Source organism: Kribbella sp. NPDC049174 (genome assembly GCF_043197365.1).
Lineage (GTDB): Bacteria > Actinomycetota > Actinomycetes > Propionibacteriales > Kribbellaceae > Kribbella.
On record NZ_JBICSZ010000011.1, the window covers coordinates 106,346 to 120,519 of the forward strand.

Annotated in this window: 19 protein-coding genes; 14 read left to right on the forward strand and 5 right to left on the reverse strand. The window is 68.5% G+C overall.

Annotation, left to right across the window (positions count from 1 at the left end; all coding sequences use genetic code 11):
* The first annotated feature begins 145 nt into the window (after positions 1-145).
* A complete protein-coding gene (locus ACGFIF_RS38360) occupies positions 146-1,054 on the forward strand; it encodes a GNAT family N-acetyltransferase (protein WP_393161638.1) in 909 nt (302 codons plus the stop codon).
* A gap of 108 nt (positions 1,055-1,162) precedes the next feature.
* Positions 1,163-2,047: a GNAT family N-acetyltransferase gene (locus tag ACGFIF_RS38365; protein ID WP_393161641.1), complete on the forward strand. Its 885-nt coding sequence runs from the start codon at positions 1,163-1,165 to the stop codon at positions 2,045-2,047.
* On the opposite strand, the gene ACGFIF_RS38370 is transcribed toward ACGFIF_RS38365, so the two are convergent.
* Together ACGFIF_RS38370 and fabG are read right to left on the reverse strand one after the other, a co-directional pair.
* Complete coding sequence (locus ACGFIF_RS38370; protein ID WP_393161643.1) at positions 2,044-2,499, reverse strand: MaoC family dehydratase; 456 nt, start codon at positions 2,497-2,499, stop codon at positions 2,044-2,046. The two genes, ACGFIF_RS38365 and ACGFIF_RS38370, sit on opposite strands and share 4 nt — an antisense overlap.
* Positions 2,500-2,522: 23 nt before the next feature.
* On the reverse strand, positions 2,523-3,278 hold the full coding sequence (gene fabG, locus ACGFIF_RS38375) for a 3-oxoacyl-ACP reductase FabG (protein ID WP_393161645.1): 756 nt from the start codon (positions 3,276-3,278) through the stop codon (positions 2,523-2,525).
* Between the two features lie 101 nt (positions 3,279-3,379).
* Here fabG and ACGFIF_RS38380 point away from each other — a divergent pair, with 101 nt between their 5' ends.
* From ACGFIF_RS38380 to ACGFIF_RS38400, 5 genes are all read left to right on the forward strand, one after another.
* The gene (locus ACGFIF_RS38380; RefSeq protein WP_393161648.1) at positions 3,380-3,817 is read left to right on the forward strand and encodes an acyl-CoA thioesterase; all 438 of its coding nucleotides are present in this window, start codon (positions 3,380-3,382) and stop codon (positions 3,815-3,817) included.
* A 238-nt stretch (positions 3,818-4,055) separates the two neighbouring features.
* Complete coding sequence (locus ACGFIF_RS38385; RefSeq protein ID WP_393161651.1) at positions 4,056-4,475, forward strand: acyl-CoA thioesterase; 420 nt, start codon at positions 4,056-4,058, stop codon at positions 4,473-4,475.
* 15 nt (positions 4,476-4,490) lie between these two features.
* Positions 4,491-4,910: a globin gene (locus tag ACGFIF_RS38390; protein WP_393161653.1), complete on the forward strand. Its 420-nt coding sequence runs from the start codon at positions 4,491-4,493 to the stop codon at positions 4,908-4,910.
* A 28-nt stretch (positions 4,911-4,938) separates the two neighbouring features.
* Entirely contained in the window at positions 4,939-5,367 is a 429-nt protein-coding gene (locus ACGFIF_RS38395; RefSeq protein ID WP_393161655.1) for an OsmC family peroxiredoxin, read from the forward strand.
* A 118-nt stretch (positions 5,368-5,485) separates the two neighbouring features.
* Positions 5,486-6,190 (forward strand): GNAT family N-acetyltransferase, encoded by a 705-nt coding sequence (locus tag ACGFIF_RS38400; RefSeq protein WP_393161657.1) that lies wholly within the window; start codon positions 5,486-5,488, stop codon positions 6,188-6,190.
* Here the strand turns inward: ACGFIF_RS38400 and ACGFIF_RS38405 are convergent.
* Positions 6,090-6,890: a mechanosensitive ion channel family protein gene (locus ACGFIF_RS38405; protein ID WP_393161961.1), complete on the reverse strand. Its 801-nt coding sequence runs from the start codon at positions 6,888-6,890 to the stop codon at positions 6,090-6,092. The genes ACGFIF_RS38400 and ACGFIF_RS38405 overlap by 101 nt on opposite strands.
* Positions 6,891-6,959: 69 nt before the next feature.
* On the opposite strand from ACGFIF_RS38405, the gene ACGFIF_RS38410 reads away from it, so the two are divergent.
* The 7 genes from ACGFIF_RS38410 (at position 6,960) to ACGFIF_RS38440 (ending at position 12,712) form a co-directional block, all read left to right on the forward strand.
* Entirely contained in the window at positions 6,960-7,961 is a 1,002-nt protein-coding gene (locus ACGFIF_RS38410) for a hypothetical protein (RefSeq protein ID WP_393161659.1), read from the forward strand.
* Positions 7,962-8,015: 54 nt separating this feature from the next.
* Positions 8,016-10,133, forward strand: coding sequence for a 4-alpha-glucanotransferase (malQ, locus tag ACGFIF_RS38415; RefSeq protein WP_393161661.1), 2,118 nt, complete (start codon positions 8,016-8,018; stop codon positions 10,131-10,133).
* Between the two features lie 120 nt (positions 10,134-10,253).
* The gene (locus ACGFIF_RS38420) at positions 10,254-10,853 is read left to right on the forward strand and encodes a lytic polysaccharide monooxygenase (RefSeq protein WP_393161663.1); all 600 of its coding nucleotides are present in this window, start codon (positions 10,254-10,256) and stop codon (positions 10,851-10,853) included.
* An 81-nt stretch (positions 10,854-10,934) separates the two neighbouring features.
* Entirely contained in the window at positions 10,935-11,438 is a 504-nt protein-coding gene (locus tag ACGFIF_RS38425) for a hypothetical protein (protein WP_393161665.1), read from the forward strand.
* Positions 11,439-11,479: 41 nt separating this feature from the next.
* A complete protein-coding gene (locus tag ACGFIF_RS38430; protein WP_393161667.1) occupies positions 11,480-11,761 on the forward strand; it encodes a hypothetical protein in 282 nt (93 codons plus the stop codon).
* Positions 11,748-12,146 (forward strand): DUF5130 family protein, encoded by a 399-nt coding sequence (locus tag ACGFIF_RS38435; protein ID WP_393161669.1) that lies wholly within the window; start codon positions 11,748-11,750, stop codon positions 12,144-12,146. Before ACGFIF_RS38430 ends, ACGFIF_RS38435 begins: the two co-directional genes overlap by 14 nt.
* The gene (locus ACGFIF_RS38440) at positions 12,143-12,712 is read left to right on the forward strand and encodes a GNAT family N-acetyltransferase (RefSeq protein WP_393161671.1); all 570 of its coding nucleotides are present in this window, start codon (positions 12,143-12,145) and stop codon (positions 12,710-12,712) included. Before ACGFIF_RS38435 ends, ACGFIF_RS38440 begins: the two co-directional genes overlap by 4 nt.
* Here ACGFIF_RS38440 and ACGFIF_RS38445 read toward each other — a convergent pair.
* Positions 12,709-13,410 carry a hypothetical protein gene (locus ACGFIF_RS38445; RefSeq protein ID WP_393161673.1) on the reverse strand — a complete coding sequence of 234 codons (702 nt, stop codon included), beginning with the start codon at positions 13,408-13,410 and terminating at the stop codon, positions 12,709-12,711. The genes ACGFIF_RS38440 and ACGFIF_RS38445 overlap by 4 nt on opposite strands.
* A 229-nt stretch (positions 13,411-13,639) precedes the next feature.
* Positions 13,640-14,170: a hypothetical protein gene (locus ACGFIF_RS38450; protein WP_393161675.1), complete on the reverse strand. Its 531-nt coding sequence runs from the start codon at positions 14,168-14,170 to the stop codon at positions 13,640-13,642.
* Positions 14,171-14,174: the final 4 nt, after the last annotated feature.

Consider the following 14,174-nt stretch of genomic DNA (forward strand, 5'->3'; position numbering starts at 1 on the left):
TCAGTCCGACAGCACCGGGCCACTCTAGTGCCAGTCCGCTACACGGCAGAATCACGGTGAGCGCGCACCTGTTGCGATCGCGTTGCTGTTCGTCCCCGGCCGTTATTCCGTGGCGGCTGCACCATGTGCTGGTTAGGGTCCGGGCATGACGACAGGGGCGGTGATCCGGGCGGCGGTGGGCGACGACGCCGACGGCGTGACGGCGGTACGGCGCGCGGTCTACGCCTACAAGGTGATGTCGCCGGCGGCCACCCGGCACATGATCACCGTGTCGGCGCCGAAGGAGCGTTTCCTCGCTCTGGTCGCGGAGTCCGGCGGCGAACTGGTCGCCTGGGGATCGGCCGGGCTGAACATCTGGACCAGCGACCCGGGGCAGGGCCACACCTCGATCTACGTCCATCCGGACCATCGCAGGCAGGGCATCGGGAGTGCGCTGGCCGACCGGCTGCACCAGCACCTCAGCGAGGTCGGCGCCGTCCGGACGCGCGCGTTCGTGCACCCCGACGGCCTCGAGTTCGCCCGGAATCGCGGGTACGACGGGACGCGCCAGATGCACTACTCAGGCGTCGATCCCCGCGTCCTGCCCGACCAGCCGCCGACCCCGGATGGCATCGAGCTGGTGACGATGGACCAGCTCGATCCGCGCCAGGCGTACGCCGCCGACGCGGTCGCGTCACTCGACGAGCCGAGCGATTCTCCGATCGACTCGATCGACTACGACCGTTGGCTCGAGGAGATCTGGAACGGTCCGGCCCTCGACAGGTCGCTCAGCATCGCGGCGGTGGCCGGTGACGAGGTGGCGTGTTTCACCGCGGTGGAGACCGACAGTGATCGAGCCTGGTCGGGGATGACCGGGACGATCCCGTCGTACCGGGGCCGCGGGCTGGCCAAGCTGGTCAAGTCGGTCGCCCTGCGTCGTTGCGCCGCGGCCGGCATCACCTCCGCCTACACGTCGAACGACGATGAGAACGGCCCGATGCTTGCCATCAACAACTGGCTCGGCTATCGCCGGGTGCAGACGGAGATGGGCCTGCTGCGCCCGCTGGGTAGCTGATCTTCGAGGCGTGTAAAGAAGGCTCTGAGACAGAGCTGTAATCGATTTCGCATTCGGTCTGCGGCTGGCACGCGTTATGTTCCGGAGAACTTCGCCGAAGGAGTTCGCATGGACGTCAGGCGTGCTGAGCCAGGGGATGTCGAAGGCGCGATCGCGTTGCACGACGCGCACGCGCCGTACCTGGTGGTCACGGCCTCGGCGCTGCGGCGAGGGCTCGGGGCAGCTCCCGTTCCGGGCCGTGGAACGTTCGCCGCGCTGGATGGGGGCGAGGTGATCGGCTGGGCGTCGACCGCGCTGATCGCGGGCTCTGATCCGCTGGACGGGCAGTTGCGGGTGCTGGTCCGGCCGGACCACCGGGGCCGGGGGTTCGGCACGAAGTTGCTGGAGGCAACGCACGAGGAACTGCGGTCGGCCGGGGCGACGAGCGCTCGGGTGTTCGCGGATCCTTCGACGGTCGAGTGGGCCGCCCGCTGGGGCTACCAGCAGACCCGGCAGGTGCACTACGCCGGGATCGATCCGCGGAAGGCGCCGGACATTCCCGGCATCCCGTCCGGGGTCGAGCTGGTGCCGCTGAACGAGGTCGACCCGCGCAGCCTCTACGAAGCCGACCTGGTCGCTCAGCGGACCAAGCCGGGAGACGCGAAGATCACCACGTGGCCGTACGACGACTGGCTCGCCGGAGTGTGGAAGTCACCGGCGATGGTGCTGGATCTGAGCATGGCCGCGGTGTACGAGGACCGGGTGATCGGGTTCACGCTCGGCAACGGCGACCACACCAAGATCTGGTCGCAGATGACGGCGACGATGCCCGAGTACCGCGGTCGCGGACTGGCCAAGCTGGTCAAGTGTGCCGCGCTGCACCGGGCCGCCGAGGCGGGCGTGCAGGCCGCCTACACCGCCAACTACGACGGCAACACCCCGATGATCGCGGTCAACGAATGGCTCGGCTACTACCGCGTCGCCACCCACGCCGTCCTGATCTGCCCGCTCTAGGGAACGAGCAGTACGACGGTCTCCGCCACGCAGGCCGGCTTCGTCGAGTTCTCCAGCTCGATCACCCAGTTCAGCGACACCTGGACACCGGCCGGGGTCTCGGCGGTGTTGGAGATCGAGGCGCTGGCCCGGACCCGGGAGCCGACCGGGACCGGGGCGGGGAAACGGACCTTGTTCACGCCGTAGTTGAGCTTGGCGGTGACACCGCTGATCGAGAACAGTTCGTCGCCGAACCGGGCGATCAGGCTCAGGGTGAGATACCCGTGCGCGATCGTGCCGCCGTACGGGCCCTTCTTCGCACGCTCGACGTCGACGTGGATCCACTGGTGGTCGCCGGTCGCGTCGGCGAAGGTGTTCACCTGCTCCTGGGTGATCTCCAGCCACTCGGTCTCACCCAGCTGGGTGCCGACCGCGTGCACGACCTCGTCGATACCGGTGAACGACTGCGCCATGTCTGTCCGCCTTCAGCTCGGTGTCAGTTACGAGGTCCGCCGGCGACGTACAGCACCTGGCCGGAGACGAACCCGGCCTCCGCGCTGCAGAAGTACGACGCGGCCGCGGCGATGTCGTCCGGTGTGCCGGTCCGGTTCACCGGGATGGTCGCGGCGGTCGCCTTCTTGAACTCCTCGAAGTCGACGCCGACCCGGGCCGCGGTGGCCGCGGTCATGTCGGTCTCGATGAAACCGGGCGCGATCGCGTTCGCGGTGACGCCGAACTTGCCCAGCTCGATCGCCAGCGTCTTCGCCAGCCCCTGCAGGCCGGCCTTCGCGGCGGCGTAGTTGGCCTGGCCGCGGTTGCCCAGCGCCGAGGTCGAGGACAGGAACACGATCCGGCCGTAGCCGGCCTCGACCATGTGCGCCTGGCAGGCCCGCGACATCAGGAAGCTGCCCTTGAGGTGCACCGACATGACCGTGTCCCAGTCGTCCTCGGACATCTTGAACAGCAGGTTGTCGCGCAGTACGCCGGCGTTGTTCACCAGGATCGTCGGCGCGCCCAGCTCGGACACCACCCGCTCGACCGCCGCGGTCACCTGGTCCGGCTTGCTGACGTCGCAGCCGACCGCGACGGCCTTGCCGCCCGCCTCGGTGATCGCCTTGACGGTCGCCTCGCAGGCGCCCTCGTCGAGGTCGAGCACGGCGACCGCGTTCCCGTCCTTGGCGAGCCGCTGCGCGACAGCCGCGCCGATTCCCCGGGCCGCCCCGGTCACGATCGCCACCCGCTGCTCGGTCATCCGCGTGCTCCTTCGGTCCACGATGTCGGCATGGTCGTGCCGGGGATGACATTACCCACGCTCCGTCACGCCGGAAGTACCCAGGATGCGATGATCGCCGTGTGGATCATCACAGCACCGGTGAGAACCGCCACGTGTACCACTGTCCGCTGCGCTGGGGAGACCAGGACGCGCTGGGCCACGTCAACAACGGCCGGTACGTCGACTACCTCCAGGACGCCCGGGTCGACTTCCTGTTCCGGACCGCGAAGGAACTCGGCGCCGACGACCTGGAGACCGGCCTGCTGGTCGCCCGGCACGAGGTGCAGTACCGCGCTCCGCTCCACTTCCGGCCGGAGCCGGTCCGGATCGAGCTGTGGATCAGCGAGATCAAGGCCGCCTCGTTCACCGTCGACTACGAGATCCTGGACGCCGAGCCGGAGCGGACGACGTACGTCGAGGCGCGCACCCGGTTGGTCCCGTTCGACTTCGCCGCCAACCGCCTGCGCCGGATCAGCCCGGTCGAGCGCGAGGCCCTGTCAAAGCTGGTGGGCTCGTGACTGTGCTTTTGGCCGGGCCTCCGGCGCCGGCGTGGTCATGGGGCCTTGGCTCCCGGCCTTCCCTCGTCGCTCCAGTCGCTGTGTTGAATGCCACGCCTCCGGCGCGGCGGGTCATGGGGCTGTTGCTCCCGGCCTTCCCTCGTCGCTCCAGTCGCTTCGCTCCCTGCGCTCCTCAGTCCAGGCCGGGAGGCCCCATGACCGAGCTCCCTCCGCTCCTCAGTCCAGGCCGGGAGGCCCCATGACCTTCACACACCCTGTCCTGGTGCGCTGGTCCGACATCGACTCCTACGACCACGTCAACAACGTCCGGTACTTCGACTATCTCCAGGAGGCCCGGATCGCGTTCCTGTCCGAGGTGATCGGTACGACGGGCGACTTCTTCGCCGATCACCCCTGTGTCCTGGTCAGCCAGACCGTGGACTACCTGCGACCGATCCTGCTGCGGCACCCGCCGTACGACGTCGACGTGTGGGTCGAGTCCGTCGGTGCGACGTCGTACACGCTCGGCTCGAGGATCGTCGACCGCAGCGGCGAGAGTGAGGACGTCTACGCGAAGGCGGTCTCGGTGATCGTCACCGTGGACGGTGAGACGCATACCAAACGGCCGCTCGCGGACGCCGAACGGGACGCCCTGCTCAAGCGCGTTGTGACGGCTTGAGACACTGGGACCGTTATGACTGAGCAACTGAGCTTCTACGACGCTGTCGGCGGGGCCGAGACGTTCCACCGGCTGGTGGCGGCCTTCTACCGCGGTGTCGCCGCCGACCCGGAGCTGCGCCCGCTGTACCCGGAGGAGGACCTCGGCCCGGCCGAAGTGCGCTTCCGGATGTTCCTGGAGCAGTACTGGGGCGGCCCACGGACGTACTCCGAGCAGCGCGGGCACCCCCGGCTGCGGATGCGGCACACCCCGTTCGCCGTCACCCCGAGCGCCCGGGACCGCTGGCTCGGCCACATGCGTGCCGCGCTGGACGAGATCGCACTGCCACCGGATCGGGACGAGGAGATCTGGACCTACATGGTGATGGCGGCGCACAGCATGGTGAACACCGACGAACCGCAGTACCCGGGCGCGATCGACGTGTCCGGTCGCTGAATCTTTCTTTCGAAGGAGAAACACGAGCATGGCCGCAACCCGTACCGCCAAGGCCCACTGGGAAGGTTCGCTGCTGGAGGGGGCCGGTCAGGTCAACCTCGAGTCGTCGGGCCTCGGCAGCTTCGACGTGACCTGGGCCGCCCGCACCGAGCCCGAGGCCAGCGGCAGGACCAGCCCGGAGGAGCTGCTCGGCGCCGCCCACTCGGCCTGCTTCTCGATGGCGCTGTCGCACGCGCTGGCGCAGGCCGGCAACCCGCCGGCGGCGCTCGACACCCAGGCGGACGTGACCTTCCAGCCGGGTGAGGGCATCACCGGCATCAAGCTGTCGGTGGTCGGCAACGTGCCAGGGATCACCGCTGACGAGTTCGCCGAGTTCGCCGAGGGCGCGAAGAAGAACTGCCCGGTCTCCCAGGCGCTCGCGGCTCCGATCACCCTCGACGTCAGCTTCACCGCCTGACCCACGTGGTAGCACGCCGCCCGCGCAACCGAGTTGCGCGGGCGGCGTTGTTGTTGAGGGCCGTTCCTTGTCGTGTTCCGGCCAGACAGGTCTGCCGGGCCGCGGTCATACTGCGAGCGTGCCCGGCGACTCTGTGCTGCTCGACAACCACCTGGCTTTCCTGGCTGCTCACCGAGGGGAGGTACGGCGGAGCGCCGCAGGGATCGAGGTGATGGGGGCGGACGACTTCTTCTCGTGCTGGATCCCGCTGAGCGCGGATGCCGGCATCCCGGACGAGACGTCGGCCGTGCGGCTGGTGCCGTGGAGTGGGGACGGCTGGGAGCAGCGGCTGACGGAGGCCGGATTCGAACCGGCCGAAGTGCTGGTGCACATGGAGTCACCGGCAGCAGAGGCTGCTGGTGAGCCGCTGGCCCCGGTCGGCACGGACGAGGACGCGGTGGCTTTCGCCGAGGTGCAGGCCGCCGCCTTCCTGGGGGAGGACGATCCTGACGTCGAATGGTGGCGGCAGGAGCTCCGGGCGATGGCGCTGCGGAACTACGCCGAGCCGGACCAGTCCTTCTACCTGCTCCGGGTCGACGGTGACCCGGCCTCGATCACGCTGGTGTTCCGCACCGGCGAGGTCTTCGGCATCTACGCCGTCGCGACGAAACCGGCGTACCGGGGGAGAGGGCTGGCCTCGACGCTGCTGGGTCAGGCGCGGCGGGACGCGGCCGGCGGACGGCTCACCTTGCAGGTGGTCGAGGGGTCGGCTGCCGAGCGGCTGTATCTGAAGCTCGGTTTCCGTCCGGTGTTCCGGTCGCCGCACTTTCGTCTTCCGGCTTGACCTCTTCGGCTCGTTCGGTGGCGCTGCCGACCCCTGACGGCGCGCTGCTCTCGGGGTCGCGGGTGGTGAGGTTGCCGATCCGGAGGACCTCGCCGTTGCGGACGTACCAGGTGGTGCCGTCGTCGCCGCGCAGTGTGGTGATCCGCAGGCCGACCGCCACGACCACACCGGTCGCCTTCTCCATGTCGATCAGGTCGCCGACGCCGTACTGGTCCTCGAAGATCATGAAGACGCCGGCCAGAAAGTCCTTCACCAGCGTCTGCGCGCCGAAGCCGAGGGCGACGCCGATGATGCTTGCCGATGCGATCACCGGCATGATGTTGAAGCCGAGCTCGGCCAGCACCATCACCACGGTGACAGCGCTCAGCACGATCGTCACCGTGCTGCACAGCAGCGAGGCGATCGTCTCGGCCCGCTGGGTCCGGCGCTCGCTGGCCAGGGTGTTCTCGACGAATCCCTGGCCGATCTTGGACTTCGCCAGGACGCCGGCGACGGCACCGTTCCCGGTCCGGCGGGCGAACCGGCGGATCACCTTGTGCAGCACCCAGCGCAGCACGAAGAAGCCGATGATCAGCCCGGCGATCCGGGCCGGGACAACGATGATCTGGTCGGTCACCTCCAGGTTGCCGTCGTTGCCCATTCGGAAGAAGGTCGGGAAGGACTCCGGCAGCGAAAACAGGGGGTGACTGAACAAGGACACAAGGTAGCTGGTCAGAATAGGCATCTCGCCGCCCGATCTTAGTGAGTTTGCCAAGGGAGACGCGATCGCATGCCCAGCCGACTGGATGACGAGTTGTCCAGGCTCGTGAGCGCGGGTGTGCTGCGCCAGTACCAGGCCGAAGCGCTGCGGGACGCCGCGGACGCCGAGGTCGCGGCGGCCCTGGCCGATCCCGGCCGGCCCCAGCCGCAGCCTCCGACCGATGCGGTCCCCGGGAGGCCCAAGACGCCGCCGGTTGCGTCACATGCGAGTGCCTTGATCGAGGTGCTCGGGTACATCGGCGGAGCGTTACTCCTCGGCGCGGTAGCACTGCTCACGGTCGCGAACTGGGGTGAGATGGGGCGCGCCGCCCGCGTGACCACCGGCACCAGCGCAGCCGTCATCCTGCTCGGCGTGGCAGCCGTCCTCGGCGTGTTGCGCCGCCGCGAGCAGCTCAGCTCGGCGCTGGCGTCGCTGGGGTGCTGTGTGGCCGGCTTCGCCACGTACGTTGCGATCGAAGGCGAGACCGGTCGCGTCGTCGGGGTCGCCGTCGCGCTCGCCCTGGCCGGCGCCGGACTGTGGTGGCTGGCCGGCTCATCGTTGCTAGTGGCAACCTTTGCGATTCTGTCCGTCGGTGTGTTGGTGATCACGGCAGATGTCCTCACTCCGGACACCGGGGCGTCGGACACCAGTGCCGGGATCGCCGGGACCGGATTCATCCTGGTCGCGTTCGTGCTGGCAATGCTCGGGCTGGTCCGGGACCAGGTGACCGCGTGGTCCCTGGCCGGGGCCGCGATGTTCAGCTCGTCCATCTGCTGGCTGATCCAGGAGCGCGGCGAGATCATGGCGCTCGCGGTCGGCACCGCCGGTCCGGCCGCGCTGCTGTTCGCCTACGGTCGCCGGCACGCGTCGGCGTACGCGGTGGTGGGGTGCGCGATCCTGCTGGTCATCTGGCCGACAGCGCTCTACCAGCTCACCGACAACATGGCTGGTGTGGCTATTGGCCTCGTGGTCGCCAGTGCGGTTCTGCTGGTCGCAGTACTGCTGCTCAGCCGTAGGCGCGCGAACCGATAACAACGGCGCGCGGCGTATGCGCGTTGGGGCGGTTGATGCGGCAGACTCGCTGAGGTGACTGCTCCTACTCCGGCCCTTGTCGAGCTAGCGGTTGCCCATGGCGTGGCGACGGAGTACTGGAACTGGCAGGGCGAGCATGTGATCGTCTCCTCCGAGGTGGTGTCGTCCGTACTCGCGGCACTCGGTGTCGACGCTTCCACACCGGAGAAGGCGTTCGAGGCGCTGGAGGAGCACCGGCAGGCGCGCTGGCGTCGTACGCTGCCGGCGACTGTGGTGATGCGGGAGGGTTGGACGCCCTGGTTCGCCGTACACCTGCCGCACGGGTCCACCGCCGAGGTGTGGGTGGACCTGGAAGACGGCGGGCACCGGCGCGACATCGCGCAGCAGGACCACTGGGTCGAGCCGCAGTGGATCGACGGCGTACAGGTCGGTGAGGCGACGTTCCAGCTGCCGGGCGATCTGCCGACTGGCTACCACCGGTTGTGCGCGCGGATCGGCAGCAACCCGGAGATCTCGGTCAGCACGCTCATCGTGACCCCACGCAAGCTCGAGCCGGAGAAGTTGCGCCGCACCTGGGGCTGGGTGCTGCAGCTGTACTCCGTTCGCTCGCGTCGATCCTGGGGCATAGGCGACCTGCACGACCTCGCAGACCTGGCTGCCTGGTCCGCGACCGACCTGGGCGCCGGGTTCGTACTGGTGAACCCGCTGCACGCCGCGGAGACCTCCGGGCGGATGGAGCCCTCGCCGTACCTGCCGGCCTCGCGGCGCTTCGGCAATCCGATCTACCTCCGGATCGAGGACATCGACGAGTACGGCGACCTCGCGCCGGCCGAGCGGGATCGGGTCCGCGCCCTGAGCCTGCAGACCCGGGCACTCAGCGAGGACGCGACCGCACTGGACCGCGACACTGTGTGGGCTGCCAAGCGAGAGGCACTGCAGCTGCTGTTCGGCGTACGGCCGTCGATCGGCCGGATCGCGGAGTACGGCGCGTACTGCGACCGGGAGAGCCAGGGCCTGATCGACTTCGCCACCTGGGCCGCGATCGCCGACGTGCACGGGCCGGAGTGGAGCAAGTGGCCCGAGGAACTGCAGGAGCCGACCTCTCCGGCCGTCGTTGCCTTCCGCAACGAGAACCCGGACGCGGTGGAGTTCCACTGCTGGCTGCAGTGGCAGCTGGACGACCAGCTCGCCCGGACCCAGGCCCGGGCCAAGGCGGCCGGCATGTCGCTGGGCGTCGTACACGACCTGGCTGTCGGCGTACACCCGGACGGGGCGGACGCGTGGGCGCTGCAGAACGTGCTGGCACCCGGTATCCATGTCGGCGCTCCGCCGGACGCGTTCAACCAGCAGGGGCAGGACTGGTCGCAGCCGCCGTGGCGCCCGAACGCGCTGGCCGAGACCGGGTACGCCGCCTGGCGGGACCTGGTCCGTGCAGTGATGCGGCACGGTGGCGGGCTGCGGATCGACCACATCCTCGGCATGTTCCGGCTCTGGTGGGTGACGTCGCCGGAGCGTCCGACCGAGGGCACGTACGTCCGGTATGACCACGAGGCGCTGGTCGGCATCCTCGTCCTGGAGGCCACGCGAGCCGGTGTGACCGTGGTGGGGGAGGACCTCGGCACAGTCGAGCCGTGGGTACGCGACTACCTGACCGAGCGCGGCATCCTCGGTACGTCGGTGCTGTGGTTCGAGCGGGACGCTGACGGCAAGCCGCTGGCGCCGGAGCGGTGGCGTGAGCTGTGCCTGGCCACGGTCACCACCCATGACCTGCCTCCAACCGCCGGCTACCTGGCCGGGGACCACGTGGAGCTCCGACACCAGCTCGGACTGCTGACCCGACCCGTCGCCGAGGAGCTCGAGGTGGACGAGGCCGAGCGGGACTCGTGGCTCAACGCACTGCGCGAGCGACACCTACTGCGCGACACCGACGGTGACGTGGAGCGCATCGTCGAGGCGCTCCACCAGTACGTCGGTCACACCCCGGCGAAGCTGGTCGGCGTGGCGTTGACGGATGCCGTGGGCGAGCGTCGTACGCAGAATCAGCCGGGCACCACGGACGAGTACCCGAACTGGCGGGTGCCGCTCGGCGGGCCGGACGGATCGCCGGTGCTGATCGAGGATCTGCCGAACAACCAGCGGCTTCGGCGGCTGATCGGTGCGCTGAATATCTAGCTATTCGTAATCAACCGCTCACAAACCGTTGACAATAGATTTGAACGGTTGTTTTCTATCTGTCAAGAAGGCGCCTTCCTTCACTGTCTTTCCGCCCCAACAGTTGAAGGAGTTGTCCGCATGCTCCGAGCACGAAAGCTCAGCCTGGCCGGAATCGCCGTCGGCGCACTGGCGCTGACGATCAGCACGTCGGTCCCGCTCGCGTACGGTCACGGCTACACGACCGGCCCGACCAGTCGCGCCAAACACTGCCAGAACGGCACGGTCCAGAACTGCGGCCAGATTCAGTGGGAGCCGCAGAGCGTCGAAGGCCCGAAGGGCTTCCCGGCGGCCGGTCCGGCCGACGGCAAGCTCTGTTCAGCCGGGCTGGCCCAGTTCGCCGAGCTGGATGATCAGCGCGGGGGAGCCTGGCCGGCCGAGCAGCTCACCGCGGGTCAGAACTACAACTTCCGCTGGTACCTGACCGCACCGCACGCCACCACGGACTTCAAGTACTACATCACCAAGCAGGGCTGGAATCAGAACGCTCCGCTGACCCGGTCGGCACTCGACCTGAATCCGTTCCTGACCGTCACCATGAACGGCGCGCGGCCGGCCAACAACGTCAGTCACGCCGGCACCGTGCCGAGCGGCCGGACCGGACGGCACATGATCCTCGCCGTCTGGACCATCCACGACACGGTGAACGCCTTCTACCAGTGTTCGGATGTTCGTTTCTGATTCAACCGGACGTTTCGTCAATAACTTTCCTGGGAAGTGCACTCCTTGAAATATCCGCCCCGTATTTCAAGGAGTGTCCCCATGAAGACTGTGCTCCGCCGCGTTCTCGTCCCGATCGTCGCCGTCCTCGCCGGTCTCCTGCCCGGTGTGGTCGCCGTCGAACAGGCCGCCGCGCTCACCAAGATGACGCACTCGCAGGCCACCGCGATCTTCCGGGCCGCCGGGATCACCTGGTCGTCCAGCGGCGGCTGTTCCGACTGGAACAACCCGACCTGCACGTCGTTCACCAACATCAACGACAGCACCGTGTACGGCGTCCGCACGCTGAAGCAGGCGAGTGGATGCGCGGTGAACATCACCGGCGGGACCGAGGTCGGCCACGCCTCCGGCACCTACAGCCACCGCAACGGGTACAAGGTCGACATCTCGGTCTACACCTGTGTGAGCAACTACATCCGCAACACCTTCACCCGGATCGCCGACCGCGGTGACGGCGCCCAGCAGTGGCGCTCGGGCGCGGGCAACATCTACGCCAACGAAGGCAACCACTGGGACATCACGTACTACAACTGCGGAGGTTGTTAGCCGCTGACGAGGTGCGGGGAGCCGGGGACTAGGCTCTGGGTGTGATCACTGAAGTTTCCGGCCACACCCTGCTGGTGTTCGTCGGCATCCCCGCACTGCTCATCGCGGTGGTGGCGCTCCTGGTCTTCGCGCCGTCGATCGCGAACGGACCGCGCTACCGCCCGGGCCTGTCCTGGTGGGCTCCGCCGGTCTGGATCAACGGGCCGACCGCGACGAAGCCGGACCCAGCCAACCTGCCCGAGCTGCCTGCCGCACCGGGGACCACTGCGAGCGCCGGTGCAGGCGTCGCCCGTTCGACCGGAGGCGCAAGTGCCAGCTGGTGACGCATTCACCCCTGATCAGCTCTACGACATCGAGAGGGCGGTCCGGCACGCCGAGGAGGCCTCCGGCCTGCACTTCTCCGTGTACGTCGGTGGTGCCGACTCCGAGACCCGTCCGTTCGCCCTCGAGCTGCTGAACGAGCTGGACGACCCGGACCGCAGTGTCCTGGTGTACGTCGACCCGGCCGGCCGCCGGCTGGAGATCGTCACCGGGTCGCTCGCGAAGCGGCAGCTCTCGGACACCGCGGCCGGCCTGGCCGCGCTGTCCATGCAGACCTCGTTCGCCACGGGTGACCTGACCGGCGGTCTCGTCACCGGCGTACAGCAGCTGGGTACGCACGCTCACCAGGCCCCGCTGCTGCACGCGAACGAGCCGCACCAGCAGTGAGCCGGCTGCTCCAGCCACACCGCATCGAGCTGGACGACCTCGTCCTGCGCCCGTTCGTGTGGACGGACGAGCCTGCGGTCGCCGAAGCACTGCGGGATCCGGGGATCCTTCGCTGGACCGCGGGTACGGCGGTGATCCGGACGCCCGCGGAGCAGCGGGCGAAACGGTGGCTCGAGAGGCGGGTCGACGGTTGGCTCCGCGGCAACGCGGTCTTCGCGGTCGCGGACGCTGCCAGCGACTACGTGCTCGCCACGGTGTCGATTCGCGAGGTCAGCCGGCTGCCCGACCAGGCGGTCGTCGCGTACTGGGTCAGTCCGGCCGCACGCGGCCGTGGGCTTGCCGCTCGCGCGCTGGACGCAGCAGCGCGCTGGTCCTTCGCGAAGGACGGACTGGGCCTGCACAGGCTGTCGCTGGACCACGCCCTCGTCAACGAAGGCTCGTGCCGGGTCGCGACCCGGGCCGGCTTCCAGCTGGAAGGCACGATGCGCGAGTTCTTCGTCGAGCCGACCGGCGAGCGGCACGACTCGCACCTGCACGCCCGGTTGGCTACCGACCCAGTGGTCTAGCTACCTGGCGCACCGGCTGGTTCGAAGGTGGGGCAAGCCGGGCTGCTGTGGACGCGCTGTGTCCTCGAATCGGAGCACAGGTCGAGCATCTGCGCCGACGACGTACCCGGACCCAGGTAGACGATCCAGGTGTCCGTGACAGGTTCCAGGGAGCTGTTGGCGATCCCGGGGTACTGCCCGTTGACCAGCATCGCCTTGGCCGGAACGCCGGCCGTGATCATCTTGACCGCCGTGCTCTTGGCGAGCTGCTCCGCGTCCATGCCGACGTCGGTCGGGTACTTCTCCATCACCACGATCCACTGACCGCGTTTGAAGACCGGCGAGGTTGCGCCGGTGTTCGGCGTCGCGCTCGTCTGTGCCTTCGCCTTCGGCGCGGCCGAGGAGGCCGGCGGCTTGCGATCCGCCTTGGCCGTGTTGACCGACGGGGACGGATCCGTGCTCTTCGGCGCGCTCGCCGCCGGTGCTCCCGCTCCGCCGTTAGCCACGGCACCGCCCCGCAGACCGTCGTCGGTGGGCGGGTTCGACGACCCCCGGGTCAGGATGAACGCGAACACGGCGACCATCGCGGCGGCGGCCACGATCGCCGCGCCGACCGCACTGTGCGAGCGCTGAGGCTTGCGGACGTGACTGTGCGGGGAATGACTCTGCCGGGAAGGGCTCTTCTGTTGTCGTCGGGCGGGTGGCCTCCGGTGATCCACGGGTGTCACGGCAAGGGTCCCTCCCCAGATTCCCCGGTGGCGGTCAATTGCGTGCAGCTTAAACCGAACCACTGCATAAATGAGTACTGCTCACGTGATGAGAATCTCCTTGTTGACAAGGGAATCGCACCCCGCAGTCAGCTCCTCACTGTCCGCCGAAGAACAATCGTTTGATCCTTACCGGTAGCGTTCGCGCTACCACTGTCCGGGGCGGTGGCGCGAGCTGTGACTAAGTGCCGGACGGGATGCCGTCGTGTTTCGGTTGCGGTCGGGTGTCCAGGGCGTCGTCGAGCCACGTGTCCACGTCGACCTCGGCGCTGAGGATGTGGTTCACGTACGACGCCCGTTCGTGGCTGAGCACCTCCAGCTCCCAGACACACGGCGCCGCACCGATCGGGGCCGGTCGCAGGTCGTCGACGTCCATCCCGCTGAAGATGCTCAACCGGGACTGGAAGTCCTTCGCCCAGCTGTGCACGACCAGATAGATCCCGTCGTCACCGAGGTGCAGTACGACGACGCCGAGCCCGACCGAGCCCATCGCGTCGTCGAACTCGAGCTGCCGGGTCGCGGTAGCGCGGGCGACGTCGACCATCTGGTCGTCCCACTGCCGTCCGCGCGCGGTGATGATGTACGGCTTCACCAGGCGATGCGGATAGCGCCAGGGCATCAGTGGAGTGACAGGGCGAGGACGGTACGCCTCGGCCAGTCCGGTCAGCGCAACAGCTGCCGCACCGGCCAGGGCGGGGTCAGAAGCGGGCACCGCC